Source organism: Enterocloster citroniae, assembly GCF_040545455.1.
In the GTDB taxonomy this organism is placed as follows: Bacteria; Bacillota; Clostridia; order Lachnospirales; family Lachnospiraceae; genus Enterocloster; species Enterocloster citroniae.
Map to the genome: position 1 here is coordinate 22,041 of NZ_JBEPLZ010000031.1, position 25,772 is coordinate 47,812.

25 protein-coding genes and 1 tRNA gene are annotated in these 25,772 nt (G+C 50.2%); 6 read left to right on the forward strand and 20 right to left on the reverse strand.

Going from position 1 to position 25,772, the window contains the following annotated elements:
• Positions 1–93: 93 nt before the first annotated feature.
• From ABID13_RS25405 to ABID13_RS25415, 3 genes are all read right to left on the reverse strand, one after another.
• Positions 94–630 carry an O-acetyl-ADP-ribose deacetylase gene (locus tag ABID13_RS25405; protein ID WP_048930340.1) on the reverse strand — a complete coding sequence of 179 codons (537 nt, stop codon included), beginning with the start codon at positions 628–630 and terminating at the stop codon, positions 94–96.
• A gap of 112 nt (positions 631–742) precedes the next feature.
• Positions 743–1,372, reverse strand: coding sequence for a cell wall hydrolase (locus ABID13_RS25410; protein WP_007857881.1), 630 nt, complete (start codon positions 1,370–1,372; stop codon positions 743–745).
• Positions 1,373–1,646: 274 nt separating this feature from the next.
• Positions 1,647–1,973: a hypothetical protein gene (locus ABID13_RS25415; protein WP_007857883.1), complete on the reverse strand. Its 327-nt coding sequence runs from the start codon at positions 1,971–1,973 to the stop codon at positions 1,647–1,649.
• A gap of 221 nt (positions 1,974–2,194) precedes the next feature.
• Between ABID13_RS25415 and ABID13_RS25420 the strand changes: the two genes are divergently transcribed.
• Positions 2,195–2,545 carry a hypothetical protein gene (locus ABID13_RS25420; RefSeq protein ID WP_007857890.1) on the forward strand — a complete coding sequence of 117 codons (351 nt, stop codon included), beginning with the start codon at positions 2,195–2,197 and terminating at the stop codon, positions 2,543–2,545.
• A gap of 151 nt (positions 2,546–2,696) precedes the next feature.
• On the opposite strand, the gene ABID13_RS25425 is transcribed toward ABID13_RS25420, so the two are convergent.
• Positions 2,697–2,867, reverse strand: a complete 171-nt coding sequence (locus ABID13_RS25425) for a hypothetical protein (RefSeq protein WP_007857895.1) — start codon at positions 2,865–2,867, stop codon at positions 2,697–2,699.
• 279 nt (positions 2,868–3,146) lie between these two features.
• Positions 3,147–3,389: a hypothetical protein gene (locus ABID13_RS25430; protein WP_007857897.1), complete on the reverse strand. Its 243-nt coding sequence runs from the start codon at positions 3,387–3,389 to the stop codon at positions 3,147–3,149.
• A 161-nt stretch (positions 3,390–3,550) separates the two neighbouring features.
• On the opposite strand from ABID13_RS25430, the gene ABID13_RS25435 reads away from it, so the two are divergent.
• The 3 genes from ABID13_RS25435 (at position 3,551) to upp (ending at position 6,048) form a co-directional block, all read left to right on the forward strand.
• Complete coding sequence (locus tag ABID13_RS25435; protein ID WP_045092579.1) at positions 3,551–4,189, forward strand: YczE/YyaS/YitT family protein; 639 nt, start codon at positions 3,551–3,553, stop codon at positions 4,187–4,189.
• Between the two features lie 154 nt (positions 4,190–4,343).
• The gene (locus ABID13_RS25440; RefSeq protein WP_007857902.1) at positions 4,344–5,165 is read left to right on the forward strand and encodes a hypothetical protein; all 822 of its coding nucleotides are present in this window, start codon (positions 4,344–4,346) and stop codon (positions 5,163–5,165) included.
• 253 nt (positions 5,166–5,418) lie between these two features.
• Positions 5,419–6,048: a uracil phosphoribosyltransferase gene (gene upp / locus ABID13_RS25445; protein ID WP_007857906.1), complete on the forward strand. Its 630-nt coding sequence runs from the start codon at positions 5,419–5,421 to the stop codon at positions 6,046–6,048.
• A 103-nt stretch (positions 6,049–6,151) separates the two neighbouring features.
• On the opposite strand, the gene ABID13_RS25450 is transcribed toward upp, so the two are convergent.
• From ABID13_RS25450 to ABID13_RS25505, 12 genes are all read right to left on the reverse strand, one after another.
• On the reverse strand, positions 6,152–6,889 hold the full coding sequence (locus ABID13_RS25450; RefSeq protein ID WP_045092578.1) for an LbetaH domain-containing protein: 738 nt from the start codon (positions 6,887–6,889) through the stop codon (positions 6,152–6,154).
• Positions 6,886–9,003 carry a DNA topoisomerase gene (locus tag ABID13_RS25455; protein ID WP_045092577.1) on the reverse strand — a complete coding sequence of 706 codons (2,118 nt, stop codon included), beginning with the start codon at positions 9,001–9,003 and terminating at the stop codon, positions 6,886–6,888. The genes ABID13_RS25450 and ABID13_RS25455 overlap by 4 nt, the downstream gene beginning before the upstream one ends.
• A 168-nt stretch (positions 9,004–9,171) precedes the next feature.
• Positions 9,172–10,230 (reverse strand): aldose epimerase family protein, encoded by a 1,059-nt coding sequence (locus tag ABID13_RS25460; protein ID WP_007857919.1) that lies wholly within the window; start codon positions 10,228–10,230, stop codon positions 9,172–9,174.
• Between the two features lie 101 nt (positions 10,231–10,331).
• On the reverse strand, positions 10,332–11,417 hold the full coding sequence (asd, locus tag ABID13_RS25465; protein WP_007857921.1) for an aspartate-semialdehyde dehydrogenase: 1,086 nt from the start codon (positions 11,415–11,417) through the stop codon (positions 10,332–10,334).
• Positions 11,418–11,636: 219 nt separating this feature from the next.
• Positions 11,637–13,871: a DNA gyrase/topoisomerase IV subunit A gene (locus tag ABID13_RS25470; RefSeq protein WP_048930339.1), complete on the reverse strand. Its 2,235-nt coding sequence runs from the start codon at positions 13,869–13,871 to the stop codon at positions 11,637–11,639.
• A gap of 26 nt (positions 13,872–13,897) precedes the next feature.
• Positions 13,898–15,817 (reverse strand): DNA gyrase/topoisomerase IV subunit B, encoded by a 1,920-nt coding sequence (locus tag ABID13_RS25475; protein WP_048930338.1) that lies wholly within the window; start codon positions 15,815–15,817, stop codon positions 13,898–13,900.
• Between the two features lie 176 nt (positions 15,818–15,993).
• Positions 15,994–16,064: transfer RNA gene (locus ABID13_RS25480), tRNA-Gly, on the reverse strand.
• A gap of 99 nt (positions 16,065–16,163) precedes the next feature.
• Positions 16,164–16,895, reverse strand: coding sequence for an amino acid ABC transporter ATP-binding protein (locus tag ABID13_RS25485; protein ID WP_045092572.1), 732 nt, complete (start codon positions 16,893–16,895; stop codon positions 16,164–16,166).
• Positions 16,885–17,565, reverse strand: a complete 681-nt coding sequence (locus tag ABID13_RS25490) for an amino acid ABC transporter permease (RefSeq protein ID WP_007857928.1) — start codon at positions 17,563–17,565, stop codon at positions 16,885–16,887. The genes ABID13_RS25485 and ABID13_RS25490 overlap by 11 nt, the downstream gene beginning before the upstream one ends.
• A 197-nt stretch (positions 17,566–17,762) precedes the next feature.
• The gene (locus ABID13_RS25495) at positions 17,763–18,611 is read right to left on the reverse strand and encodes a transporter substrate-binding domain-containing protein (RefSeq protein WP_048930337.1); all 849 of its coding nucleotides are present in this window, start codon (positions 18,609–18,611) and stop codon (positions 17,763–17,765) included.
• A 206-nt stretch (positions 18,612–18,817) separates the two neighbouring features.
• Positions 18,818–20,788 (reverse strand): fructose-bisphosphatase class III, encoded by a 1,971-nt coding sequence (locus ABID13_RS25500; RefSeq protein ID WP_045092571.1) that lies wholly within the window; start codon positions 20,786–20,788, stop codon positions 18,818–18,820.
• A gap of 89 nt (positions 20,789–20,877) precedes the next feature.
• The gene (locus tag ABID13_RS25505; RefSeq protein WP_007857937.1) at positions 20,878–22,125 is read right to left on the reverse strand and encodes an AI-2E family transporter; all 1,248 of its coding nucleotides are present in this window, start codon (positions 22,123–22,125) and stop codon (positions 20,878–20,880) included.
• Between the two features lie 307 nt (positions 22,126–22,432).
• Between ABID13_RS25505 and ABID13_RS25510 the strand changes: the two genes are divergently transcribed.
• Both ABID13_RS25510 and ABID13_RS25515 read left to right on the forward strand, forming a co-directional pair.
• Entirely contained in the window at positions 22,433–22,741 is a 309-nt protein-coding gene (locus tag ABID13_RS25510) for a DUF3837 family protein (protein ID WP_007857938.1), read from the forward strand.
• A gap of 5 nt (positions 22,742–22,746) precedes the next feature.
• Positions 22,747–23,115 (forward strand): DsrE family protein, encoded by a 369-nt coding sequence (locus tag ABID13_RS25515; RefSeq protein WP_048930526.1) that lies wholly within the window; start codon positions 22,747–22,749, stop codon positions 23,113–23,115.
• A 70-nt stretch (positions 23,116–23,185) separates the two neighbouring features.
• On the opposite strand, the gene ABID13_RS25520 is transcribed toward ABID13_RS25515, so the two are convergent.
• The 3 genes from ABID13_RS25520 to ABID13_RS25530 all read right to left on the reverse strand — a co-directional run bounded on the left by ABID13_RS25520 (position 23,186) and on the right by ABID13_RS25530 (position 25,699).
• Entirely contained in the window at positions 23,186–24,157 is a 972-nt protein-coding gene (locus tag ABID13_RS25520) for a hypothetical protein (protein ID WP_048930336.1), read from the reverse strand.
• Between the two features lie 124 nt (positions 24,158–24,281).
• A complete protein-coding gene (locus tag ABID13_RS25525) occupies positions 24,282–24,635 on the reverse strand; it encodes a hypothetical protein (RefSeq protein WP_007857943.1) in 354 nt (117 codons plus the stop codon).
• On the reverse strand, positions 24,635–25,699 hold the full coding sequence (locus tag ABID13_RS25530; RefSeq protein ID WP_048930335.1) for an MFS transporter: 1,065 nt from the start codon (positions 25,697–25,699) through the stop codon (positions 24,635–24,637). Before ABID13_RS25530 ends, ABID13_RS25525 begins: the two co-directional genes overlap by 1 nt.
• Positions 25,700–25,772: the final 73 nt, after the last annotated feature.

Genomic DNA, 25,772 nt, shown 5'->3' on the forward strand with positions numbered 1-25,772 from the left:
ATGAATATTTTATCACAATATACTGTTTTTGTATAACCTACAGTTCAACAGGCGGTTCCCCTTGTATGGAACCGCCTGTTTTCGCCGCAATATTTAATTTTGCACCCCAAACACCTTTCGCACCACCATGTCATAGATCAGCTTTGTTCTCTCATCAAACAACACCCATACTATACGGTCCAGCTCCCCGTCATGTTCCTTCAGGAACCTGTCCATCTCATTGGCCGCAGTCTCCGCCGCAAGCTCCACGGGAAAATGATAGATGCCCGTTGAGATGGATGGAAATGCGATCTGCCTCACATGATGCTCCACTGCCAGCTGAAGGGAATTCCTGTAGCAGGAAGCCAACAGTTCCTCCTCGCTGTGCGTTCCTCCGTTCCACACCGGTCCCACGGTATGTATGATGTACGTGCAGGGCAGCTGATATCCCTTTGTGATCTTGGCCTGCCCTGTCTTACAGCCGCCTAACAGCCTGCATTCCGCCAAAAGTTCCTTGCCTGCACCGCGGTGGATGGCGCCATCCACACCGCCTCCTCCTAACAGTGAGGAATTGGCGGCATTGACAATTGCATCCATGCCGCTTACCTTTGTAATATCTCCCAAAACCGTCTCCACAATTGTTTTATACATCCTGTCTCCTCTCCCTTCGCCACATAGTGTTTTCCTGTTTTTACCTATTATATCACATAATCCCAAGGCTGTCCCCCCTCTCTGTTCAAATCTTCAGACAGGGAATGATCACTCAGTAACAATAGCAATGGTATCTGGTTCGTATATAAACGCCATTTCCCTGCCGCCCTCCTGACTGCCATACCACATTGCCCGGAAGGACGCTTCCATTTTCCAACAGATACTTCGCATTGGCCCAGTTCTGAGGCGTAGGCTCACGGTTGTAATTTCCGTCCCTGGTACATGCATACTGCCCGCGCTGGAACACCACATCCTGGATCGTGTTGGGAAAGGACGGATGGCCCACCCGGTTGAGGACCACGGATCCCACGTACAGCTGCTCGTCATCCGGATAGGACTGTGCTTCCCCACAGATCACATGGGCCAGGATATATAGGTCTTCCTGGGTATAAGATGAAAACCTCAGGCCCGCAGGATTCGCAGCCTGAGCGCTGTCAACGGCCAGTTCCATGAGTGCCATTGAGTTTGCATCCAGTTTTTCAAAGACCGCCCTGCCCTCCTGGCTCCCCCCAAATGTCCCTCTTTTCATCACATCCGCTGTGGATATAAGATCATTTATGACCGCATCTGCCTGGGCACAAAGGGTTGCCGCGGCGGCGCCATCCCCGTCCGCATATACCACTGCCGGGAAGGCCAGTGATAAAAGCAGTGCTGTTATACCGGTTTGTATTAGTTTCTTCATCATTGCTCCTATTCTCATAACTGCTTATTTCCATAATCTGCTTTTCTTTATATTTTATCCCAAAAAGCAGACATCTAATCACAGCCAAGGGGCACAGGGGAATGATGGGTACAAAACAAGGGGAAGAAAAAGAGAAGAAAAAGGACTAACAACGGAATAAAACGAAATAAAAAGGGATCCCTCGGCCGCGCCTGGGGATTCCCTCAATCAAGCTACTTCATGATCCATATTTACCCTCAGTGGACAAGGGGGCCTTTGAATGATATAGAGACTTCTATCTTATGCCAAGAACCTGGTCCGGATCCGGTTTAATCATGTTCCAGGCAGCCATTAATGCCTCCCTTAACTTTTCCTCCCCCACAAACTCAATCTGCTTATTCAGCACATAGGCGGTCCGCTCCTCGGGCCCCATCTGGAAATAATCATCCTCATCCCTGTATGTATCGCTTAAAAAGTTGTATTTGTTCACAAGCAGCTTTTTGTAAGCAATCTCCGCTATGGTCCACCGCTTTGTATGTTCCTCACTCATCACGTTAAAATCCACAAATATGATAATATCCAGATTCTGTTCACTTCGGTATTTTAAGGCTTCTACTCTCATAAGCGTCCTCCCAATCAGTTCCTATCCGCTTTCTCCATTATAGCAAAATTACGGCAATAACACCACTGTATTTTCAATTGTTTACACGATTTTCCATTTACAGGGAATTAAAGAACATGGCAGGGGATCATGTCCAATGATTTGGATTTCATTGAAAAAACAGGTGAATTTTTTGTAGAACTGTGTTAGAATTAGAACATACATTCGGCGGGAGGGCAATAATGGAACTACATGTAATATGGTTTATCATTCCATTTATATTATTGTGCGGCATTGTTTATTCGGTGCTGCGCGGCTATATTTACGGCGCAGTTTTGGCAGCTCTTTCTCTGCTTGCAGCACTGATCAACCTTGTTTATTATATTGCCGGTTTTTTCTTACATATCAAGATACGGAACACACTTGCCCTCTGTTTGTTCCTGGGGGTTATGTCTGCTGTCTGGCTGATGGCGGTACTTCCCTTTGCATACAGGCATTGGGCCAAACGGCCCTCCGTTTCCATGTGCCTGATCGTAAACGTATTCCTGATCCTCACCTGGAACATCCTTGTTTATATTTCTTATTTCCTGTGATGCCTGTCCCAGATGCCGGCGTACAGCAGCGCCCCCACTATAGCCACTATGAGCACAATTCCCTTTATGTCTTCCATAATGCCCCTTCCTGTCTTCAGACAGCCTTCTCTTTTCCGTCTTGTTTTTCCGTTCCATTATAGCATATGAATCCCTAAATTACACATTCTTTCATGTATTCATTCACATATCTATGGATCAGTCCTGCCCTTTTTTCTCCCAGTATATTTTCCAGTTCTCTCAAAGTGAGCTGTCCCTCCAGATACATCCACGCAATCCGGATCGCCTCACTACCAATCTCTGCTACAAGCTCCAGCTGTGTCATATTTCCCCCTCTTTCAGCACGTTTTTCAGGCAAATATAATTGCCAGCCTAATATTATATTCCTCACCATGCCGAAAGATTCCTGTATTCATGATAAAAAATAAAATGACCAGTCGGGGAACTGGTCATTTTAGGAGAAGGTATTTCGTTTCTTATGGGGTGTAGCAAAAACTATATAATGTATTGGGGGGATTACGTCTATTATAATAGCATATACCGCAAAAAAAGTGTGCACAAACTTTATGGGATATGAAAATTTATTTTATGCACTTTGCAGATATTAGGCAAACAATGGCTCCACATGGCCCCTGTTGGAGAAATCCAGAAGCGAAACCGGCCTGTCCTCCTCATCCTCTGCGTCCATGGCTTTATACCAGATATCCAGGGCTTTACGGACCGTGATCTCTGTGTCATGATAATAGTAAAGGCTTGCACCGGTATGGGTCACAACGTCTTCGATCAACAGCCGGGCGTCCTGATTCTCAAATAACACTTCATTCAAATTATACTTTGTAATTTTCATACAGGCACCTCCTCGTAAGCGAACATGTGTTTGTTTTCATATCATAATCATATCACGAACATACGTTTGTGTCAAGAGTCAGTATCATGGACTTGCTTTTATGTGCTCCGTATACTATAATGTTGGGGATATTCCAAAACAATCACAGGAAGGCAGCCCATATGCTCATCAATTATTTCAGGAAAATAGGAATGCGGCGTTTTGTCATTATGACCACAGGAAACATATTCCTCGGTCTGGGAATCAGTATATTTAAGCTGTCCGGATTGGGCAACGATCCCTTCAGCGGTATGGTGATGGCCCTGTCCGATCTGACCCATATCACATATGCCACCTTTCTTCTCATGGTCAATGCCGCCCTTTTTATTTATGAGGCCGCTGCCGGCCGGAAGCTCATCGGTGTGGGAACCCTTGTCAATGCTTTTCTTCTGGGGTACATCGTAACCTTTTTTTATAACACACTGCTGCGGGTCATGGGAGCGCCCCAGCAGATGATCCAGCGCGTCATCACCGTGCTTTTCGGCGTTGTCATTACCAGCCTGGGCGTATCCCTGTACCAGTATCCCAATGTAGGCGTGGCTCCCTATGACAGTATTTCGCTGATCCTGGTCCGCAAAAAACCCCATGTGCCGTACTTCCGTTACCGCATCAGCACGGATGCCTTCTGCGCCCTCATATGCTATCTGGCGGGCGGGATCATTGGTCTGGGCACTCTACTGTCGGCATTTGGTCTGGGACCTATTGTGCAGTTTTTTAATGTGCATGTATCCGCCCGGCTTTTAGACAGGGAACGGCTTTAATAATTTGTAAGCTTTTCTTCAAACTGCGTCCATGAATATCATTTATAATTAACACAATCCTGGCACAAGCCAGGAGTGTACTCTCGGAATCATCCCGCAAATCCGAGTATCAGGGGACTACGAGAGTCCACAGGAATACAAAGGAGGAATTATGATGGATACAAATAAGAAAATTCTAATAGGCGCGATCAGTGCAGCGGTGGTGATAGGCGGTGTGGCCATTGGCCTGATCCTAAGCCAGGCGCCGGAAAAGGCAGACCTTTCCACCATACACACGGAAGCTGCCACTGAAAGTCCAAAGGAGACTCTTCCCCCCACCACAGAAGCTGAAACAGAGACTGCCGCTCCCACGGAAAACGGCAATACATCCAGTGTCACAGCAGAGATAGAGACATACACATCCGGTAAGGTTTCCATCCAATATCCGGCCGTGAACAAGATGGATGACGCGGACAAGCAGGCCAAGGTCAATGAGCTGCTAAAGTCAAATGCCCTCTCTGTGATCAAGGCCAATGAAATTGATGAGTCCAAGGATACCCTTTCCATTAAGTGCAAAATCATATCCGTGGACCGCAAGAGGATCACCGCCACCTACACGGGAAGCCTTATGGGAGACGGCGCCGCCCACCCGGTCAATCTGTTCTATTCCAATACCGTTAACCTTCCCCAGGTCCAGGATCTGGGATTTGAGGATTTTACAGATGCCTATACCATGGCCGGCTATGTACTCAGTGATGATGTGAAATTCTCCGGTATTTCCGCTGATGTAGAGGCAGCTGTCCTGGAATACAGAAGCTCTCTGGATATCGACACCCTGACCGCAGTGTTTGACGGCGCGGATTTCCCCCTTTCATCAGGCACCGCCTGGCCGGAGTCCTTCAGCTACGAAAAACAGGGAACCATCTTCTTTTCCATGCCTGTTCCCCATGCATTAGGCGACTATGTCATTGTATCATTTGACCCATCTACCAAATAATGACGGGCGGAATGTCATATAACGGTTGATATCATAAGCTATTTGATATATAATTATCGTGACGTTTCAGGACGGCCCATCTTATTGACCGGAAAAGCCGGTCAATAAGCATCGGATTTTTATCCAATGTGAAAATGGGTGCAAAAACGGACTTATAAGCAAGCTTAACGCCCGCTTTTGCACCCATTTTCCTGCCGTCCTGAACTGTTACTAATTATCATTAATTCTAATAGATAAAGGAGCAGCAACAACTATGGATAACATAATGATTTTTGACCACCCTTTGATCCAGCACAAGATTTCCATATTGCGCAACAAATCCACAGGGACCAACGAATTCCGCGCCCTGATTGAAGAGATCGCAATGCTTATGGGCTATGAGGCGCTCCGCGATCTTCCTGTGGAGGACGTGGAGGTTGAGACTCCCATTGAGACATGCATGACACCTATGATAGCCGGACGCAAGCTGGCTGTGGTTCCGATCCTCCGTGCAGGGCTGGGCATGGTGAACGGCATCCTTGCACTGGTTCCCAGCGCAAAGGTAGGCCATATCGGACTGTACCGCGATGAAGTCACCCATGAGCCTCATGAGTATTACTGCAAGCTTCCCAACCCCATTGAGGAGCGCACCATCATTGTCACTGATCCCATGCTGGCTACCGGAGGTTCCGGCGTGGCTGCCGTTGATTTCATCAAGGAGCACGGCGGGAAAAAGATCAAGTTTATGGCCATCATTGCTGCGCCTGAAGGCCTGGAGCGTCTCCGTGCAGCCCATCCTGATATCCAGATCTATGTGGGCCATCTGGACCGCTGCCTGAATGAGAATGCCTATATCTGTCCAGGTCTGGGTGATGCAGGGGACCGCATCTTTGGAACAAAGTAAAATTGCCCTGTTAAATTGCCTTATAGAAAAAGCGGGAAAACGGATTTGTGCAGACACTGTGTACACTCCGTTTTCCCGCTTTTATTTTCATTCGTTTCCCGGCTTACTTAACTACCTTAAGTCCGCCTTTTCCCGGCTCTGCTGCCTCCGGCTCCGCTTCCTGCTCTCTTACTTCCTTGATAACAATATTATCCTGATTCTTGTAAATGGAATCAGCCGGTACACAGCCCCTTACGCTGGATAAAGGATATACATTGCTGTTTCTTCCGATCACGGTTCCCGGATTAAGGACACTGTTGCATCCGATTTCCACATGATCACCCAGAATAGCGCCGAACTTCTTAAATCCGGTGGTCACATCCCCGTCCTCAGCATGAACCTTAACCAGGGATCTGTCTGATTTTACATTGGAGGTCACCGCGCCTGCGCCCATGTGTGCCTTAAAGCCCATGATAGTATCGCCCACATAGTTAAAGTGCGGAACCTGGGCGCCGTCAAAGATAATGGAGTTCTTCAGTTCACAGGAGTTTCCGATCACAGCGCCCTCGCCGATGATCACACGTCCCCTTAAGAACGCGCTCTGACGGATCTCTGCCTTAGCGCAAACGATCATAGGTCCGCCCATTGCAATGGTTGGCGCAATCTTGGCAGTCTTATGGATCCAGATATTCTTGCCTACCTTTCTGTATTCATTTTCAGGAAGGATGGGGCCTAATTCCTCAATAAATGCTCCGATGTTAGGAAGCACTTCCCACGGATAAACCTGTCCGTCAAACAGCTTCTCTGCAATTGTATGGCTTGTGTCTAAAAGTTCCTTGATCGTCATCTGTTCCAGTTTCATAGTTTAGTCTCCTTTTTATTAGATTCTGTCTTTTTATAGAACGCGGCAGCCGAATCAAATACCCTGCGAAGATCATGCTGGTTATTCATCCGGATCACATTAACTGTCCTGCCTGCTACAAAACGCTCCAGCTTCTCCATATATTCCTCTGAGGTTATGGAGCCCTCTGATACATAGGTAAGCCCTTTTTCCCAGCTGGCGGTCAGATCCGGGTTTAAGAGCTGTCTTATGGAATTGTCCACCACATCATATACCATCTCCCCCAGAAGGTCCGGGGTAATGACCTGTGTCTTCTTATTCAGGCTGAGGTACTTGATATGGAACAACTTTTTCAGTATCTCTGCCCTGGTCGCACTGGTACCTATACCGCTTCCCTTGATCTGGGCACGCAGCTCTTCATCCTCTATGAGCTGGCCCGCATTTTCCATGGCCAGGATCATGGAACCGGAGGTATACCGCTTTGGCGGGGATGTCTCCCCTTCTTTTATGTTCAGATCCACCAAAGTAAGTATATCATTTTTTTTCAATTCTGCAAGCATTTGAAGCAATACTGTCCTGTCAACTTTTGGAGAAAGGGCATTCTGGGCCTCATCACCCTCCCCATTCTGGGTTTCATCCTTAGTCTTTCCGCCCTGGCCCTGATGATCCTCAAAGGTTTCCTCAACGCCGTTCTTACGGGCCAGATTCACATCCGCCACCTTCAGATATCCCGGGTCGGACATGACCTTAAAATTGGCAAAAAAGTGTTCCTTCATCCGCTCCAGCTCCAGGCTGTACTTCTGATAAACGGCCGCCGGATAGAAAATACTTAAAAACCTTCTGCATATCACCTGGTACACCTTTTCTGAAAGAGGCGAAAGCCCCCTGGTGTTCCCGGCTCCCTGTCCTGTGGGCACAATGGCATAATGGTCTGTTATCTGCTTGTCATTGACATACCGCGTCTTTGCAATGCCCTTATAAGCTCCCTTTTCCAGTATCTCGCCGGCAAACTCTGACATGGGCGCATAATTTTTTAGTCCCCCGATATTCTTATAGATCTCCTTGGCAACTGCGGTGGACAGTACCCTGGCATCCGTTCTGGGATATGTGACCATCTTTTTCTCATAGAGTTCCTGGACCACCTTCAAGGTCTCATCCGGGCTGATCTTAAACATCTTGGAGCAGTCATTCTGCAGCTCCGCCAGGTTGTAGAGAAGAGGCGGGTTCTTTGTCTCTTTCTTTTTCTCCTTTGACACCACCACCGCTTCCATGGGCGGCTGTTCCCGCAGCATGGCGATCAATTCCTCGGCATGGTCCCTGTCTTTAAAACCATTTTCCTTATAAAGATGGGGAGTTCCAAAATACCTGGAGCCCTCCACAGCCTTCCACTCCGCCTCAAAAGGCACAGGCTCCCCGTCCTTTCCAGGGGACTCAAAACTGCCGATCACCCTGTAAAAAGGTGTCTTTATAAAACTTCGTATCTCCCTCTCCCTGCGCACCACCATTCCCAGCACACAGGTCATGACACGGCCCACGGACAGCACTGTAAATTTGGTACCCAGGTAGTTGGACAGGGACGGCCCGTACTTCAGGGTCAGGGCCCTGGAAAAATTGATCCCCATAAGGTAATCTTCCTTTGCCCTCAGGTAGGCGGAGGCTGACAGGTTATCATACTCTGATTCGTCCTTTGCCTCTCTGATCCCCCTTAAGATCTCCTCCTCTGTCTGTGAATCGATCCAGACGCGCTTTTGCTTCTTCCCTGTCACACCGGCCATCTGGGCCACCAAACGGTATATATACTCACCTTCACGCCCCGAGTCCGTACACACATAGATGGTATCCACATCCGCCCGGTTCAAAAGGCCTTTGACAATCTCAAACTGTTTTTTTACATTCTCAATGACTTCATACTTAAATTCCTTTGGAAGGAACGGCAGTGTCTGAAAACTCCAGCGTTTATACTTCATGTCATAAGCTTCCGGATAACTCATGGTCACCAGATGGCCCACACACCATGTGACCACCGCATCCTCCGACTCAATGTACCCGTCCCCGCGTCTGCCCTTAATCTTTAGGGCCTCCGCAAACTGTACTGCCACGCTGGGCTTTTCCGCTATGTATAATGACTTTGACATCCAATCCCTCTTTTACTTTTCTCTCCTGTACGCGGCCTGGCAGGCCATGGTTTTGAGCCGTTTTCCAGGCGCGTATTTTTATAGTATACCATTAAATCCGTTTTGTGGCAATGAATGACGTACAAAAAGGCGCTGAACCAGTTTATTCAGCGCCTTTTACCGATCATGTTACTCAACCAGGAACTTATAGACCGTGGTTGTCTTATACTCCTGCCCCGCCTTTATCATGGGGGAAGGAAAATTCCCTTTGTGTACCGCATCCGGATAGTATTGTGTCTCAAAACAGAATGCATGGCGGCGGTCATAATGGGCACCGCCCTTTCCAGTCAGCTCATCCGTCAGGAAATTGGCAGTGTAGAACTGCATGCCCGGAAGATCTGTGTAACATTCCATCACACGGCCGCTTAACGGGTCCATTGCCCTGGCTGCCAGGGCCAGTTCTCCGGCCTTGTGATCCAGTACCCAGTTGTGGTCATATCCTTTGCCAAATATCAATGCTTCAAACGGTGCTTCGATGTCACGGCCAATGGGCTTCATTTCCGTAAAGTCCATGGGTGTTCCGGCTACCGGAACAATCTCCCCGGTGGGAATGGATACCTGGTCGGCAGGCGTATAACAGGACGCATCGATCCGGACCTCCTGCTTCAGCACATCCCCGCTGTCATGGCCCGCCAGGTTAAAATAGCTGTGATTGGTAAAGTTAGCCACCGTATCCGCATCACACACCATGTGATAATCCAGAATCAGGCTGTTGTCATCTGTAAGGGTATAGCTTACCGTTATCTTGGCATTGCCAGGATATCCCTGGTCCCCATCCGGGCTTTCCAGGTAAAAATCCAGTCTGCTTCCCTGCTCTGTGTCAGATGCCTGACAGGACCAGACCCTGTCATGATACAGGTTTGGACCGCTGTGAAGGTTATTAGGGCCGTCATTAGCGGCCAGGGGGTATTCCTTTCCCGCAATGGTGAGCACAGCCCCTCCGATCCGGTTGGCGTTGCGTCCCACCGGTGCTCCGAAATGGGGCGGATTCTTTCTGTAGCTGTCCAGATCGTCATATCCAAGCACCACATCCCCCATCTGTCCCTTTCTGTCAGGCACCATCATGGATACCCATACGCCGCCCAGGGTGATAAAGGAAGCTGACACCTTGTTTCTGTTGACCAGTGTATACTTATAGACCTCTGTGCCGTCCGGCATTGTCCCGAATAATTCCTTTGCGATTGCCATATGCCTCTCCTTCTCCTGTTTCCTGATGTAAATGAACCTGCATCGGATCCTGTATTGGATCCTGCACCGGATCCTGATTGGTGCTCTGCAAAAAACCGCCTCTATTTAGCCTGAATGTATCCCTTTGCCGTAAGCAGCTCCGCACACAGGACAGCTCCGCCTGCCGCCCCGCGGACCGTATTGTGTGACAGGCCCACGAACTTATAATCATACACTTTATCTTCCCTTAAGCGGCCAATGGAAATGCCCATGCCATTCTCGAAATCCACGTCAGCCGTAACCTGGGGGCGGTTATCCTCTTCCAAATATTGGATGAACTGTTTGGGTGCGCTGGGAAGCTCCAGTTCCTGGGGAAGGCCTTTAAAATTCACCAGCTTTTCAATGAGCTGTTCCTTTGTCACTTTCTTCCTGAACTTTACAAATGCCGCGGCCGTATGTCCGTTGAGTACGGGAACACGGATACACTGGCAGGTGATCACAGGGTCCTCCGCCTTCACGATCACGCCGTCTTCAATCCTGCCCCACAGGCGCAGCGGCTCCTGTTCGCTCTTTTCTTCCTCGCCGCCGATATAAGGAATAATGTTGCCCTCCATCTCCGGCCAGTCCTTAAATGTCTTGCCCGCACCGGAAATGGCCTGATATGTGGTGGCCACCACCTCATAGGGCTCAAATTCCTTCCACGCAGTCAATGCAGGGGCATAGCTTTGAATGGAGCAGTTGGGTTTTACTGCAATAAAGCCGCGCTCTGTGCCAAGGCGCTTTTTCTGGAAAGGAATGACCTCAAAATGCTCCGGGTTGATCTCCGGCACCACCATGGGCACATCCGGCGTCCAGCGGTGGGCGCTGTTATTGGACACGACCGGCGTCTCGGTTTTTGCATATGCTTCCTCTATGGCCTTGATCTCATCCTTTGTCATGTCCACTGCACTGAACACAAAGTCCACGCCTGCCGCTACCTTCTCAACCTCGTTTACGTTCATGACAATTAAGCCCTTAACGGCGTCCGGCATGGGGGTATTCATCTTCCAGCGCCCTCCCACCGCCTCCTCATAGGTCCTGCCTGCTGAACGCGGGCTGGCTGCCACTGTCACCACTTCATACCAGGGATGATGTTCCAGCAGGGAGATAAACCGCTGTCCAACCATTCCAGTTGCACCTAATATGCCGACTCTTAATTTCTTTTCCATAGTCCCTTCATTCTCCTCATTGTCCTTTTTTCTTCCGCCAGTGATGGAACTTCCGTGTGTGGGGGAATTTCCTTGATCGGGGAATCTTTCCCTATCCTATACCAAATCATAGAAAAATGCAACAGGAAATTCGTCTTTTACGCACATTTGTATTTTATACGCGGACACGCCTTGGATTTTGTGTGCGATATCCCGGCGCCAAACCCCGGCACCGCTTTTTTACAGGCGGACCTTGCTGCCCTTGCCGTCCCTCTTGGCAATCTTCAGACGGTTCATATGGACTTCCTTGCCCTTATACTCGATCACCGGGTCTTCTCCGATCAGATATAAGTTCTCCAGTTCCTCATTCTTGGCCAGTTTGATTCCCCGGACGCCTCTGGACGCCTTTTTCAGCACGGATATTTCCTCCAGTGGGAACCGCAGGAACACGCCGCCGGTGGTCTGCAGCACCACCTCGCTCTGCCCCTCTACAGGAACAATCGTCACCACCCCGTCACCTTCCTGGAGCTTCGTGGCCGCCACCATACGGTTGTTGGTCTCAAATTCTTCCGCAGGCACCTGTTTTACCATGGCCATCTTTGTGGCAAACACAAGGGTGCGGCCCTTCAGGTCCTGGGCGCTGGTCAGGTATATGATGGAATCCTTTGTTCCATCGTATTTGCTTAAGTTCTCAATGGGCGTTCCTTTGTCACGCAGTTTTCCTGCCGGCACATCCGCGGCCTTGATCTGGTACAGGTTGCCGCTGGAGGCAAACAGACAGATCTTATCCGTGTTCAGGCACCTTACCACATGCACCTGTTCCGTATCCACAGTCTCCTGGTTCCTCTCATAGGTGGACTTGTCAAGAAGCTTGCAGTATCCGAACCGGTCCAGGACAAAGACCACCTCCTGGACCGCAACCGCGGTCTCGTCATAAAAGGCCTCCGGCCCGTCCTCAATCAGAGTGCGCCTTGGAACGGAAAACTCCTTCCTGATAGCCGCCAGGTCATCCTTGATCACGCGGTTCATCTCATCCCTGCTTCCCAGGATCTTTTTATACTCGGCAATCTTCCGCAGGGTTTCCTTATGCTCCTTTTCCAGAGCCAGGATCTCCAGTCCGATCAGCTTATACAGGCGCATTTCCAGAATAGCCGAGGCCTGACGCTCTGTAAAATGCAGCTGCTTTGCATCCTCCTCAAATCCCGGCACCTTAAACTGGATCTTTGACACATCTCCGGACATCAGACAAGCCTTGGCATCCTTCAGGTTCTTGGCCCCCCTGAGAACCGCGATGATCAGGTCGATACAGTCACAGGCCGTGATCAGGCCTTCCTGCACCTCTTTTTTATCCAGTTCCTTCTGAAGCAGCACATTGTATTTGCGCTCTGTATTTTCATACTGGAAATTCAGGAAATTGCGCAAAATTCCCTTCAGGTTCAACGTCTCCGGGCGTCCGCCCGCAATTGCCAGCATATTGACCCCAAAGGTGTCTTCCAGCTTGGTCTTCTTATACAGAATGTTCTTTATCTTGTCAATGTCAGCGTCCTTGCGCAGTTCCAGCACAATGCGGATCCCGTCTTTATTGGACTGGTTGGAAATGTCCACCACATCGGTCAGTTTCTTGCTCTCCACCAGGTCCGCAATATCCACCAGCATCTTGTTGATGCCGGCTCCGATCATGGTATAGGGGATCTCTGTGATCACAAGCTTATCCTTATCCGCCTTGCGTTTGCCCAGTTCCACCTCAAATCTGCCCCGCAGCTTGATCTTGCCCACTCCGTTTTCATAGATGCCCGGAAGTTCACTTTTGTTGGCAATGATCCCACCGGTAGGGAAATCCGGTCCAGGCATATATTCCATCAGCTGTTCTGTGGAGATCTCAGGATCATCAATATAAGCCCTGACCGCATCCACCACCTCGCCCAGGTTGTGGGGCGGGATGCTGGTACTCATGCCGACTGCAATGCCTTCCGCCCCGTTGATCAGAAGGTTGGGCACACGGACCGGAAGAACCTCGGGTTCTTTTTCCGTCTCATCATAGTTAGGCACAAAGTTGACGGTCTTGTCCAGATCCTTCAGATACACTTCCTGGGCAAATTTCTCCAAACGCGCCTCGGTATACCTCATGGCGGCCGCCCCGTCTCCCTCAATGGAGCCAAAGTTTCCGTGTCCGTCCACCAGTGCCATGCCTTTTTTGAAATCCTGGCTCATGACAACCAGTGTCTCATAAATGGAGCTGTCTCCATGGGGATGGTATTTACCCATGGTATCGCCCACGATACGCGCCGATTTCCTGTGGGGCTTATCGTAATCCAGACGCAGCTCACTCATATCATAGAGGACCCGGCGCTGCACCGGCTTTAATCCATCCCTGGCATCGGGAATGGCTCTTGCAGTGATGACGCTCATGGAGTAATTCATGTAGCTTCTCTGCATTTCCTCGCTGTATTCTGTCCTTAATATCTTTTCAGCCATGTTATTATCTTCTCCTCGTTATACACCTATGCGTCAATCTCCGCTTCATCCGCATGTTCATAGATAAACTCGCGGCGCGGCGCCACTTCGCTTCCCATAAGCATCTCTGTTATCTCGGAAGCCATTCTGGCATCCTCGATCTCCACCCGCTTAAGCACCCGGCGCTCCGGATCCAGAGTAGTCTCCCACAGCTGTTCGGCGTCCATTTCACCAAGTCCCTTATATCGCTGAAGGGTAAAATCCCCGGTATGGGTCCTGCGGTAGCGCTCCAGCTCCTTTTCATCATACAGATACTGCTCCTCGCCCCGCTTCGGGATCACCTTAAACAGGGGCGGCATTGCAATATACACATGTCCGTCATAGATCAGCTCAGGCATAAACCTGTATAAAAATGTGAGAAGAAGCGTATCGATATGGCTTCCGTCCACATCGGCATCCGTCATCAGTATGATCTTATCATAGCGCAGCTTGGTAATATCAAAATCATTGCCATAGCCTTCCGAGAACCCGCAGCCAAAGGTATTGATCATGGTCTTGATCTCGGCGTTAGCAAGAACCTTGTCCATGGATGCCTTCTCCACATTGAGGATTTTTCCCCGGATCGGAAGGATTGCCTGATATTTGCGGTTTCTGGCCGTCTTGGCGGAGCCTCCGGCGGAATCTCCCTCTACGATAAAGATCTCGCATTTTTCCGCTTCCCTGCTCTCACAGTTGGCCAGCTTTCCATTGCTGTCAAAGGAAAATCTGGATTTGGTCAGCATGTTGGTCTTGGCCTTTTCCTCAGCGCGCCGTATCTTGGCCGACTTCTCGGCACAGGCGATCACACCCTTTAGCACTTCCACATTGCGGTCGAAATACAGCTGCAGCTCGTCTCCGGCCACAGTAAACACAGCCTTGGTGGCGTCCGCACTGGCCATCTTTGTCTTAGTCTGTCCCTCAAAGATAGGGTCCGGGTGCTTGATAGCGATCACCGCCGTCATGCCGTTGCGGGTGTCCGCTCCCGTAAAGTTGGTATCCTTTTCTTTTAAAATCCCAAGCTCCCTTGCGTAGCTGTTGATCAGCGCCGTAAACTTGGTCTTGAATCCGGCCAGATGGGTGCCGCCCTCCTGGGTAAATATATTGTTGCAAAAGCCCAGGATGTTCTCCTCAAAGGTATCCACAAACTGAATGGCGGCCTCTACCTCGATCTTGTCCACAGTACCCTTAAAATAGATAGGATCGTGAACCGCGGTCTTGCCCGTATTCAGTTCCTTAACATAGGCCACAATGCCTTCCGGCTCATGGTAAGTGACCTTCTCCTCTTCCCCCGCCCGCTTATTCTCATAGTAGATGGTCATCTGCGGATTCAGATAGGCAGTCTCATGAAGACGGCTTTTAAGCCATTCGGCCTTAAATCTGGTCTTCTCAAAAATCTCGCTGTCCGGAAGGAAATTGATTCTGGTTCCGGTCTCCCTGGTCTTTCCCACAATGGGAAGCAGCCCGTTCTCAAGCTTGACCACGGGCTTTCCTTTCTCATATTCGTCATGGTGAATGAAACCGTCCCGGTACACCTTTACATCCATGTGTTCCGACAGGGCATTAACTACGGAGGAACCCACTCCGTGAAGTCCTCCGCTGGTCTTATACGCGTCATTATCAAATTTACCGCCTGCATGTAAGGTGGAAAGAACGATCCTGGCTGCCGATACCCCCTTCTTGTGCATCCCCACCGGTATACCGCGTCCATTATCCCGCACCGTGCAGGAACCGTCCGCTTCCAGGGTCACCCAAGCGCTGTCACAGTATCCGGCCAGATGCTCGTCCACCGCATTGTCCACAATCTCATAGATCAGGTGGTTTAATCCCTTTGATCCAACGCCTCCTATATACATACCCGGACGCTTACGCACTGCTTCCAACCCTTCCAGCACTGTAATACTGTCCGCATTATACTGTTCCTTTGCCATTGCAATCCTCCATAATCAATAAGTACATACGTACGTTTCATCTTATAGTATTAAAACATATTTGTATTGTTTTGGCAAGTTTTGAGGGAGAAAAATTCTCCTGTGTAAAAATCTCCTGCCGTTTTGATAATTTTAAGAAACAAAAAAGGCCCTGTATTCACAAGGCCCTCAGTGTAAGCAGATGACGGGAATCGAACCCGCCTCCCCAGCTTGGGAAGCTGGTGTTCTACCGATGAACTACATCTGCACAACACTGATATTATACCACATCTTCCCGATATTTCAAGCAGATTTTATAAAATTTGGAAATTTTTTTATATGTTCTCTTATATTCGTCCTGCCATCTCTACAATACCTTGTTTAAAAAGCTTCTGGTACGCTCCTCCCTGGGGTTCCCAAATACCTCCTCAGGCGTGCCTTCCTCCACAATATACCCTTCATCCATAAAGATCACCCGGTCGGCCACTTCCCTGGCAAATCCCATCTCATGGGTGACCACCACCATGGTCATGCCATCGGCTGCCAGCTGCTTCATAACCTCCAAAACTTCTCCTACCATCTCAGGATCCAGGGCCGAGGTGGGCTCATCAAAGAGCATGACATCCGGATTCATGGCCAGGGAACGGGCAATTGCCACCCTCTGCTTCTGTCCCCCGGAGAGCTGTCCCGGATATGCATCCGCCTTATCAGCCAGACCCACCCGGTTCAGAAGCTCCATTGCCTTTTTGTCCGCGTCAGCCTTGTTCAGAAGTTTCAGCTCCGTGGGAGCCAACGTAATGTTCTCACGCACCGTAAGGTGGGGGAACAGGTTAAAATGCTGGAACACCATGCCAATGTTCTCACGCACCTTGTTGATATTGGTGTTGGGATCGGAAATCGGATGGCCGTCCACCACAACATCACCTGCCGTGATCTTCTCCAAACGGTTAAGGCAACGCAGAAACGTACTTTTACCCGAGCCGGAAGGCCCGATCATACACACGACCTCCCCTTCCCTTATCTCAATATTGATATCCTTTAAAACTTCCAGATCCCCAAAGCTTTTCTGGAGTTTCTTAACTGAAATCTTATTTTCCATAGGACACTCTCCTCTCCACATATTTTGCCATCCTGGACAGTATGGTACATACAACCAGGTAGAAAATTGCCACGGCCAGGTAAATGGGCATTACCATGGAACTGGCATTGGCGGCAATGATTTTGCCGTTCTGTGTAAGCTCCCTTGGGCCGATGACAGAAATCAGGGATGTATCCTTCAGCGTGATAATGAACTGGTTAATGATGGTGGGAAGCATGGTGCGGAATGCCTGGGGCAGGATCACCTTTCTCATGGCCTTGCCGTAGGACAGTCCAAGGCTTCTGGCCGCCTCCATCTGTCCCTTGTCCACAGCCTCAATGCCGCCTCTGATGATCTCGGCCATATAGGCGCCCGCATTCAGGCTCAGGGTCACGCAGCCTGCCGTAAAGGCCCCGCCGTAAAGGTTCCACTGGAACCCCAAGGGACGCAGCATACTGCCCACTCCATAGTACATGATATAGACCTGCACCAGAAGCGGCGTTCCTCTGATGATATCAATATAAAAATTGGCAATCACCTTCAGCGCCTTAAAGTCAGAGACCTTAAACAGTCCAAAGATCACTCCCAGGACCGTGGCGCAAAGAAGTGAAATGACCGTCATCTGCATGGTGATTCCCAATGCCTTAAAAAACGATGGGTAATACTGTGTCAAAATGTTAATAATCTGCATACTATCATCCTTTTCTCTTTTATAAGCTGCATGTGTCCTCCGGCAGGCTGCCGGACCGTTATAGCCAAATTTAAAACACTTAGCGCCACTGCATGTAACTGCTTTAAATTTATCCATAACATTTGTTTTCACATTCAGGCGCCGGTCCTGCTCCTGGCAGCAACCGGCGCTCATTGACTGCTGTGTGCCAGCAGTACTTATTTAGCAATATAGGTGTTCAGAATCTCTTCATACTTTCCATTTGCCTTGATGTTCTCCAGTCCCTTGTTGAACATGTCAACCAGTTCTGGATTAGCGCCCTTTAAGGTTGCAAAGCCATAGGAAGAACCTTTTTCCATATCAGTGGGAAGTGTCAGTTCAAGGCCTCTGGAAATCTCATAGCCGATTACAGGATAATCCTCAAAGCAGGCAGCCGCCTCGCCGCTGAGAACTGCCTGGTACATGTCGGAGGAGCTCTCGTACTGTGTCACCTCAAAACCATACTGGTCAGCAATGGACTCCGCAAAGGTGCATCCTTCCGTACCGATCTTTGCAGCCACATTCTGTCCCTTTAACTGGTCATATGTAGTGATGTCGGAACCGGACAGCACTGCCATTCCAACACCGGAATCATAGTATGGTTCAGAAAAATCGTATTTCTGTATCCTCTCATCTGTGATGGACATGCCAGCGATCACGCCATCGCACTCTCCGGACTCCAGAGCGATACATGCTGCGGAAAATCCAACCGGAATCACTTCATACTCAAATCCCTGGTCCTGGGCAATTGCCTTTAAAATATCCAGGTCAATCCCCACCATCTCACCCTTCTCATTCTCAAATTCAAATGGGGCAAATGTGGTATCCGTGTTGATGACGTACTTCTTTCCTGACGCTGCGGTACCTGCTGCTGATTCAGCTGCCGTGGTATCGGCCGCGCTGGTATCGGCCGCTGCCTCTGTTGCCGCCGTGGTATCGGCCGTGGTCGTCTCCGCCGGCTTGGAACCACATCCGGTCATGGAAAGTACCATAACAGCTGCCATTGATAATGCCATGAATTTTTTCATATCTACTTCCTCCTTTTGCTCAATGAAATAAAATAAGGGTGACTTTAATACATCCTGTCCCCTTTGACCTGTGACGCACCTGCATCATGCAGAATACTATAACACAAAGAAAAGCCAAAGTCAACTTATTGTAACTACCACAATCGAAAAATTGTGGTTTTCCGTAACAGTTCAGGACGGCGGGAAAATAAGTGCAAAAGCGGGGTCTAAATCCCCTGGCGAACCGGAAATTTCTCCACGATCTTCCCTGTGTGATATGCCTCCAGGAGCATTTCCAGATCACGTATCTTTGTCTTCAGCTGGCATCCCACATCCGTATCGCCCACAAGCTTGCGGTTGGACACTCGTTTGACAATGATGCTCTCCGAGTGGATATCGCTTTCCTTTTCTATGGCCGCCTCCGTGGACTCAAAGGGTTCATGGGCTGCCAGGATCAGCCCGTAGGAATTATAGCTGAGCGTATAACCTGCAATGCCGGTTTCCTTCTGGTATGCCCGTGAAAATCCGCCGTCAATGACCAGCACCTTTCCGCCGCATTTGACGGGATTCTCGCCGTTTTTTGACTTCACGGGCACATGGCCGTTGATGATGTGCCCCTCCTCCTGGGAAAGTCCGAATTCATCCAATATTGCCCGGGCCGTGGCCTCATCCTCCAAAAGGCTGTAGTAGGGATTCTTCTTCTCCCTGTGCGTCTCCTTGTCTGTCAGGAAATACCGCTCAAAGGTAGCCATCTTGTCCTTGCCAAACAGCGGGGAGTTCTGATGGAGCCAGATATACCAGCAGATATCCCTTCCCTTTTTCTGTTCCTCACAGTCGGTGGACATAAAACCCTTGCGAACATAGCTGTCCAGCCGTTCATATAGGGCCTTGCCCTTACAGGTTTCCCCGTATATCTCAACTTCCTTAAAGCTGCCGTCCTCATTTAGAGGGATGCAGCCGTGATAGAGGAGGTTTCCGTTGTATACCTTGTACAGGCTGCCTTTGGCCAGCAGAAAACGCATGTGCTGCTGCAGTTTTTCACAGTTCATGAATGCCTTTACCAGGCGTTCCATGATTCCTTCCTCCTCCTCTGTCAGCCGGTATGGATCCGCCGGGTCCACGGTGGGGAAATGACAGTCCGTCATCTGGTACTCCTTCCCATCCAGACAGATGGTGCCTTTCTCAAAATCAACCAGATGGAGAAGATTCCTGGCCTCCAGTTCAAATTCCGGATGCTCCTTGATGAGCTGTCCCTCCACCTTAAACTGGATAATGGAGATGGCTTTGTGCATCTTCATATTCAGGTCCGTCTCGCTGGGACTGCAGGTGTTGGTCCCCTTAAGCACAAAACAGGTGCAGGGATCATTTCCATAGACGTCCAGGGCAAAGGTGGCCAGCGGAAGCAGGTTGATGCCATATCCGTCTTCCAGGATATCCAGGTTTCCGTACCTTGCACAGATGCGGATCGCATTTGCAATGCATCCCCTCTGCCCCACCGCGGCTCCCATCCAGAGCACATCATGGTTCCCCCACTGAATGTCCAGGGAATGATAGGACATAAGCTTATCCATGATGATATGGGGTCCCGGCCCCCTGTCATATATATCTCCCAGTATGTGCAGATGGTCTACAATGAGGCGCTGGATCAGTTCACACAGGGCCACGATAAATTCCCCGGCCCGGCCCACCCGTATGATGGTCCGCACAATGGCGCTGTAGTAGGATTCCTTATCCCTCACATCCACCTTTTCCGTGATCAGCTCCTCAATCACATAGGCAAATTCTGGCGGCAGGGCCTTTCTCACTTTAGATCGGGTGTATTTGCTCGCCGCCCGCTTGCTCACCTCTATGAGGCGGTACAGGGTTATCTTATACCAATCCTCCCTGTTATGTACCTGATCCAGGATCTGCGCCATCTTCTCCCTGGGATAATAGATCAGGGTGGCCAGTTTCTGCTTATCCTGGCTGCTCAGCGTGTTTCCGAACACGTCATTTACCTTGCGCCGCACAGCTCCCGACCCATTTTTTAACACATGGGAAAATGCTTCATATTCCCCATGGATATCTGTCAGGAAATGCTCGGTCCCTTTTGGCAGGTTCAAAATGGCCTCCAGATTGATCACCTCCGTGGAAGCTGCCGCAATGGTGGGGTACAGTTCCGACAACCGCTCCAGATACCTAGTTTCAAGATTACTCATAGTTACCTCCTCCCTGTTTAAAAGGGCCTGCCACCCTTACAGCGGGAAAGCAGGCCCGAATACCGGCCGGTATCAGACAACGGGAACATTTACTCCTGTATGTCCCGGTCGATATAAATCTTTTCTTCTTCATCTATATGGTCCAGGCGCAGATAATCCTCCGTTCTGGAGGACAGGTCCTTTTTCACAAGGGAATTGCTCACATACATGGATGTAAGCCTGTATATAACGGCAAATGTGGGAACCCCGATGATCATTCCCACAAAGCCCATGAGTCCGCCAAACAGCAGGATGGAAAACAGCACCCAGAAGCTGGGAAGCCCCGTGGAATCCCCCAGTATCTTCGGCCCCAGGATATTGCCGTCAAATTGCTGTAAAATCAGTATGAAAATGAGGAAATACAGGCACTTCATGGGACTGACCAAAAGGATCAGGAATGCGCTGGGTATGGCTCCGATAAAGGGGCCGAAAAAGGGGATCACATTGGTCACGCCTATGATCACACTGATGAGGAGCACATAGGGCATTTTCAGGAATTTCAGGGCAAAAAAGCACATGATCCCGATGATCAGGGAATCCAGAAGCTTGCCGGTGATAAAACCGCCGAACACACCGTGGGCAAAACGCACTTCACTTACGATCCGGTTGGCTTCCTTGAGCTTGAACACACTGTATATGATCTTCTTGGACTGGGCTGCCAGGGTATCCTTGATATTCAGGAAATAAACCATGACAATCACGCCGATCAATATATTCTTCACCACCGTAACCACGTTCAGCAGTCCCGTGGACAGCTGTCCGATGATCATTGACATGTTGGGGACCAGCTTCTCGGTGAGCCACTTCTGGAATTCCTCCACAGCCTGCTCATAATATGGCATAACAGCCTGCTGGACATCCGGGTTGTCCTCAAACAGCTTGGTCATCCAAAGGGTCAGGTTGTTGATATACTCTCCTATACTCTCCTGCAGCCCGATGATACTGGTGTAGATCTGGGGGATGATCATACTGAACAACCCAGCCACAATGGCGAACAATACAATAAGGCTTACCAGGGTGCCGGCCGTCTTGGCCAGCTTTCCGATGGCAGACTCACTTTTCATAACAGTCTTCAGCTTCAGCGTGGTGCATGCTCTTGTCTTATTGTAAATGGGCAGCATCAGATATGCCAGCACTGCCCCGTATATGATGGGCATCAGAATGGAGGCAATCTTCCCCAGCGCCCCGGATACCAGTTCAAACCGGGACAGAAAGAATCCAAACGCCACGCTGAGGGCGATCACGGCAAGGGCGGTGGTGCCCCAGTATATATAATTTTTAAATCTTGGGTTTTTCATGTACTATACTCCTATATCTTAAGTATTCCGTCATTTTCACAGGTCATACACCTGGACTTCCGTTTTAGTATACCATAAGCAGATGTTTCCAGCAATTGAGATTTATTTGAACCCGATGTTCCGGGGAAATTTTCACGGTTTCTTAACGCCTGTACCCCCTTCCCATTGCCCTGTTCCCTGCCCTTTAAAAGGAAACTCACACAAATCCTCGCATTTGTGGTATGATAGGGTTTACAGGAGTGCTCCGGGGACCCCTTTATATCCGGATCCCCAGGAGTGCCCCAGCAATTGATCGAGGTGTTGAACTATGTCATACATTATAAAAATGGCCCTGGATATCAAGGCCCGTTTTGAACCCCCCGCCCCCATGACATCTCCCCTGGAGGCCTACTGCGCCATCGGCACCATTGCCAAGGCCATGAAATTCAAGATGCCGGACCGGCAGGACACCCTGTTTCAGATGCGTGAAAAACTGAACGCTGACATAGGCCCGGATGGGCCTGAAGATGAGCGCATCAGAAAGATACATACCATCCTTATGAATTTCATCCGGGATGATGAGACAACAGATCAGATGATGGAATATGTCGCATATGGATATGAGAATGAGAGGTGACGGAAATGGATTATACGGAATATAGGGTTATTTTTCATATTGACGAACGTTCCAAATGGAAGCTGCTTCTGGGCAATGTGGAAAACCTGCTGCAGGCAGCTGATTCCCATGAGGATTGTCAAAGCATCACAGTGGAAGTACTGGCCAACAGCGAAGCAGTGCTGGAGTACGCCCCGGCCAGAGGCGCCGGCAGTTACTCGGCCCAAATGGCCGGTCTGCATCAAAGGGGTGTTACCTTTGCCGCCTGCAGGAATGCAATGAAAGGCAACGGTCTTACCGAGACGGATTTGGAAGTTTTTGTGGTTGCGGTGCCTGCCGGTGTGATGGAACTGGTAAAGCGGCAGGCTCAGGGTTACGGTTATATCAAGCCGTAACCCGTTGAGCTGCAATACCGTTAAGCGGGCCATACCCCTGTCGGGCTCTGATATTGTTAAACGGGCAGGATTATGTCCTGCCTTTTTTCCTGGTCATTACGTAGATCAGGGACGCGGTCAGGGCCACGGTCAGTATGATCATGCCTGCCACCGGAAGGAGAAGTCCGTACTCAGCCCTTCCTGTTTTGGGGAGGGCTTGAAGCTCCTCCTGCGACACGGCCTGGATCAGTGTCGGCTCTTCCGGCTGGCCAAGTCCGCCTTTGTCCTGACCCGGATCGCTTAGATTGACCCAGAAATCCCTGTTCCCGTAATAGTAACCGCAGTACCCCCACAGATCCCCGTTGGGATCCTTATATATCATATCAAACTGCATATCACTTTCCATTATCTTCAGTTCATTGTACCAGTCTTCAGCCCCCGGATACTGCCACAGATAAATGATCCCCTGTTCCGGCATTTCAACACGGGGCATGGATTCCTGGTCTGTCTCCTGCAGCTCACCCTTATGTTCTTCCCGGAAACTCTGTCCATCGTAGACCACCAGAAGGTCTGTCATGGGGATCCAGCCCACAGCCGCGCCATCCTCCCATCCATAATCCATCACCGGACTGCCGTTTTCATCCATGCGGTACTGAACCACTCCCCAGGTCCCGGAACGCCCGGTATCATAGGTCATGGAAATATAAAACACCGCTCCATTGGCAATGTGGTCTATGATCTTCCCTGTATCCGGCTGTTCCATGACCGTCACATATCCGTTGGAACCATTGGCATAATACCTGCGTCCCACATATTCGCAGTCCTCATAGTGCTCCTCGTAAAAGGAGTCATTGGGGGTCCATATCACATCGCCATAGGCAGTCCCATTGCCCAGAAAACAGATGGATACTGCCAAAAGCATGCACCAAATCCACGGAACAGCATACCGCACTTCTGCCCGTTCCATCTCTGCCCGTTCCATCTTTGCCCGTTTCACCTCTGCCCGTTTCCTGTCCCTCTGTTTCCTTCCCCAACACGTCCTGCCGCCAAAACCGCTTTTCATCTTGATCTCCTCCTACTTTTTATCTCCTCCAGCTTATCCTCTGGTCCCATCTTTTATTCCCGCCTTTAGCATCTGCCTTCTATTTCTGTCTTCCATCCCCGCCTTTAGCATCTGCCTTCCCGCTCTATCTGCCGGCCAGCGATGTGATGGTCGCTCCCACAGTAAAAGAAAACAGGTTGGCCCCTGCTGAAAACAGCCAGGGACGGCGGATCCGTCTGGATGCCGCCCTGTAGCACAGCCCTTCGGCCGCCGCCGCGCCTATCTCCAGCGCCGCTGTAACCGCTGCCTGGTTCTGTCCCATATACAGCAGATTCACATAATAAAGAAACACCACCGCCGGATTAGTCAGCAGGTTTACAAGTATCACCAATGTCATATCCCAGGGATTCCTGATTCCAAGGATCATTCCAAAACCAAGTTCCAGCACAATGGTCAGCGCCAGCGATATGGCCAGTGTTTTTAATATCCATATTCCCATTAGTTTACCACCTGCCTTAATCCCCACCCCAGAAGGAACAGGGACAGGACAGCCATGAGCGCCATCCCCGCCGGCGCAGATGCCGCAGTGAAAAGACCGGCAGATGACAGCAGGTTCCTTGTCCCTGATCCGGCGCCTTCCAGATAGACCGGGCAAAAGCCAAGGAACAGGCCAAATGTGAGAAGGCCGAAGCCAAATCCCTTTGCGCCGGGAAAGGCCCCGGCCACTGCCCAGAGTGTGAGGGGCATGGACATGTTCCAGAAAAGCACGGCCCCCAGCCCGCCAAAGGGATGCTCCAAACATAGAAATCCCAGCGCGGCTGCGCCCATGGAGAGGAACGCTGTCCTCGTGATGCCCATCCGGTCCCCCAGGATCCCTCCCAGGATCTTTCCCAGCACTACGCACAATATAAGGAGCAGGGCGCCTCCAGGAAAAGTCTCTTTCCAGGGAAACTTCTGGACCATGCCGGAAAAAGATCTCAGTATAACGGCACACAGGCAGCATCCCACAGCCAGAAGAACCCGCCGGGAACGCGCCCTGTTTTCAAACCGGACAGGCAGGTTTCCTGAGGAACGCCATAAGCCGCGGCTGTCTGCGGCCACAGGGATGAGAACCGCTGACAAAAGCAACAGCCCGGCGACCCAGATGGCCATACCCGTTCCTGTCTTTCCCGCCACTGTTCCAATATAGACGCCCAACGCTCCCGGAGCCACAAACAGGCCCAGAGGCCCTGCTTTCTTTTCACAGTGGTTCAGCACATCGATCCCGCCTCCCACATGAAAACAGGCATTGCCGACCCCCGCGGTCAGGGAAGCGGCAGCGGGATATCCGGCAGCTCCCAGTCCCAACCCGGCCAGGACACCCACACATCCACCCGCAGCCACCATACCGTTGCGGTTCAACCGGTCGGCAGCCGCGCCAATGGGCATTTGCATGGCAAAGGCACAGAAATTATAAACAAGCAGCCAAAGGTACCACCCTTCCCCTCCCACCACATAGGCAAATACAAGAAAGGCACATGATAAATCCACTGCCATATGGACCAGCGCATAAATTCCCGTCACCTGTTCTCCCCCTTACCCGGGTCCTGCGGTTTGTTCCTGAACCTGCCATCCCCTGCATTCTTTTGGATATCCG

Excerpts from the sequence above, each read along its gene's own strand:
- ABID13_RS25515 (WP_048930526.1), top strand. The coding sequence starts at position 22,747 with ATGGATTATACGGAATATAGGGTTATTTTTCATATTGACGAACGTTCC.
- ABID13_RS25460 (WP_007857919.1), bottom strand. The coding sequence starts at position 10,230 with ATGGCAATCGCAAAGGAATTATTCGGGACAATGCCGGACGGCACAGAG.
- ABID13_RS25435 (WP_045092579.1), top strand. The coding sequence starts at position 3,551 with ATGCTCATCAATTATTTCAGGAAAATAGGAATGCGGCGTTTTGTCATT.
- ABID13_RS25505 (WP_007857937.1), bottom strand. The coding sequence starts at position 22,125 with ATGAAAAACCCAAGATTTAAAAATTATATATACTGGGGCACCACCGCC.
- ABID13_RS25405 (WP_048930340.1), bottom strand. The coding sequence starts at position 630 with ATGTATAAAACAATTGTGGAGACGGTTTTGGGAGATATTACAAAGGTA.
- ABID13_RS25500 (WP_045092571.1), bottom strand. The coding sequence starts at position 20,788 with ATGAGTAATCTTGAAACTAGGTATCTGGAGCGGTTGTCGGAACTGTAC.
- ABID13_RS25495 (WP_048930337.1), bottom strand. The coding sequence starts at position 18,611 with ATGAAAAAATTCATGGCATTATCAATGGCAGCTGTTATGGTACTTTCC.
- upp (WP_007857906.1), top strand. The coding sequence starts at position 5,419 with ATGGATAACATAATGATTTTTGACCACCCTTTGATCCAGCACAAGATT.
- ABID13_RS25475 (WP_048930338.1), bottom strand. The coding sequence starts at position 15,817 with ATGGCAAAGGAACAGTATAATGCGGACAGTATTACAGTGCTGGAAGGG.
- ABID13_RS25510 (WP_007857938.1), top strand. The coding sequence starts at position 22,433 with ATGTCATACATTATAAAAATGGCCCTGGATATCAAGGCCCGTTTTGAA.
- ABID13_RS25420 (WP_007857890.1), top strand. The coding sequence starts at position 2,195 with ATGGAACTACATGTAATATGGTTTATCATTCCATTTATATTATTGTGC.
- ABID13_RS25485 (WP_045092572.1), bottom strand. The coding sequence starts at position 16,895 with ATGGAAAATAAGATTTCAGTTAAGAAACTCCAGAAAAGCTTTGGGGAT.
- ABID13_RS25490 (WP_007857928.1), bottom strand. The coding sequence starts at position 17,565 with ATGCAGATTATTAACATTTTGACACAGTATTACCCATCGTTTTTTAAG.
- ABID13_RS25450 (WP_045092578.1), bottom strand. The coding sequence starts at position 6,889 with ATGAAACTGGAACAGATGACGATCAAGGAACTTTTAGACACAAGCCAT.
- ABID13_RS25520 (WP_048930336.1), bottom strand. The coding sequence starts at position 24,157 with ATGAAAAGCGGTTTTGGCGGCAGGACGTGTTGGGGAAGGAAACAGAGG.
- asd (WP_007857921.1), bottom strand. The coding sequence starts at position 11,417 with ATGGAAAAGAAATTAAGAGTCGGCATATTAGGTGCAACTGGAATGGTT.
- ABID13_RS25415 (WP_007857883.1), bottom strand. The coding sequence starts at position 1,973 with ATGAGAGTAGAAGCCTTAAAATACCGAAGTGAACAGAATCTGGATATT.
- ABID13_RS25470 (WP_048930339.1), bottom strand. The coding sequence starts at position 13,871 with ATGGCTGAAAAGATATTAAGGACAGAATACAGCGAGGAAATGCAGAGA.
- ABID13_RS25410 (WP_007857881.1), bottom strand. The coding sequence starts at position 1,372 with ATGAAGAAACTAATACAAACCGGTATAACAGCACTGCTTTTATCACTG.
- ABID13_RS25425 (WP_007857895.1), bottom strand. The coding sequence starts at position 2,867 with ATGACACAGCTGGAGCTTGTAGCAGAGATTGGTAGTGAGGCGATCCGG.
- ABID13_RS25455 (WP_045092577.1), bottom strand. The coding sequence starts at position 9,003 with ATGTCAAAGTCATTATACATAGCGGAAAAGCCCAGCGTGGCAGTACAG.
- ABID13_RS25430 (WP_007857897.1), bottom strand. The coding sequence starts at position 3,389 with ATGAAAATTACAAAGTATAATTTGAATGAAGTGTTATTTGAGAATCAG.
- ABID13_RS25525 (WP_007857943.1), bottom strand. The coding sequence starts at position 24,635 with ATGGGAATATGGATATTAAAAACACTGGCCATATCGCTGGCGCTGACC.
- ABID13_RS25440 (WP_007857902.1), top strand. The coding sequence starts at position 4,344 with ATGGATACAAATAAGAAAATTCTAATAGGCGCGATCAGTGCAGCGGTG.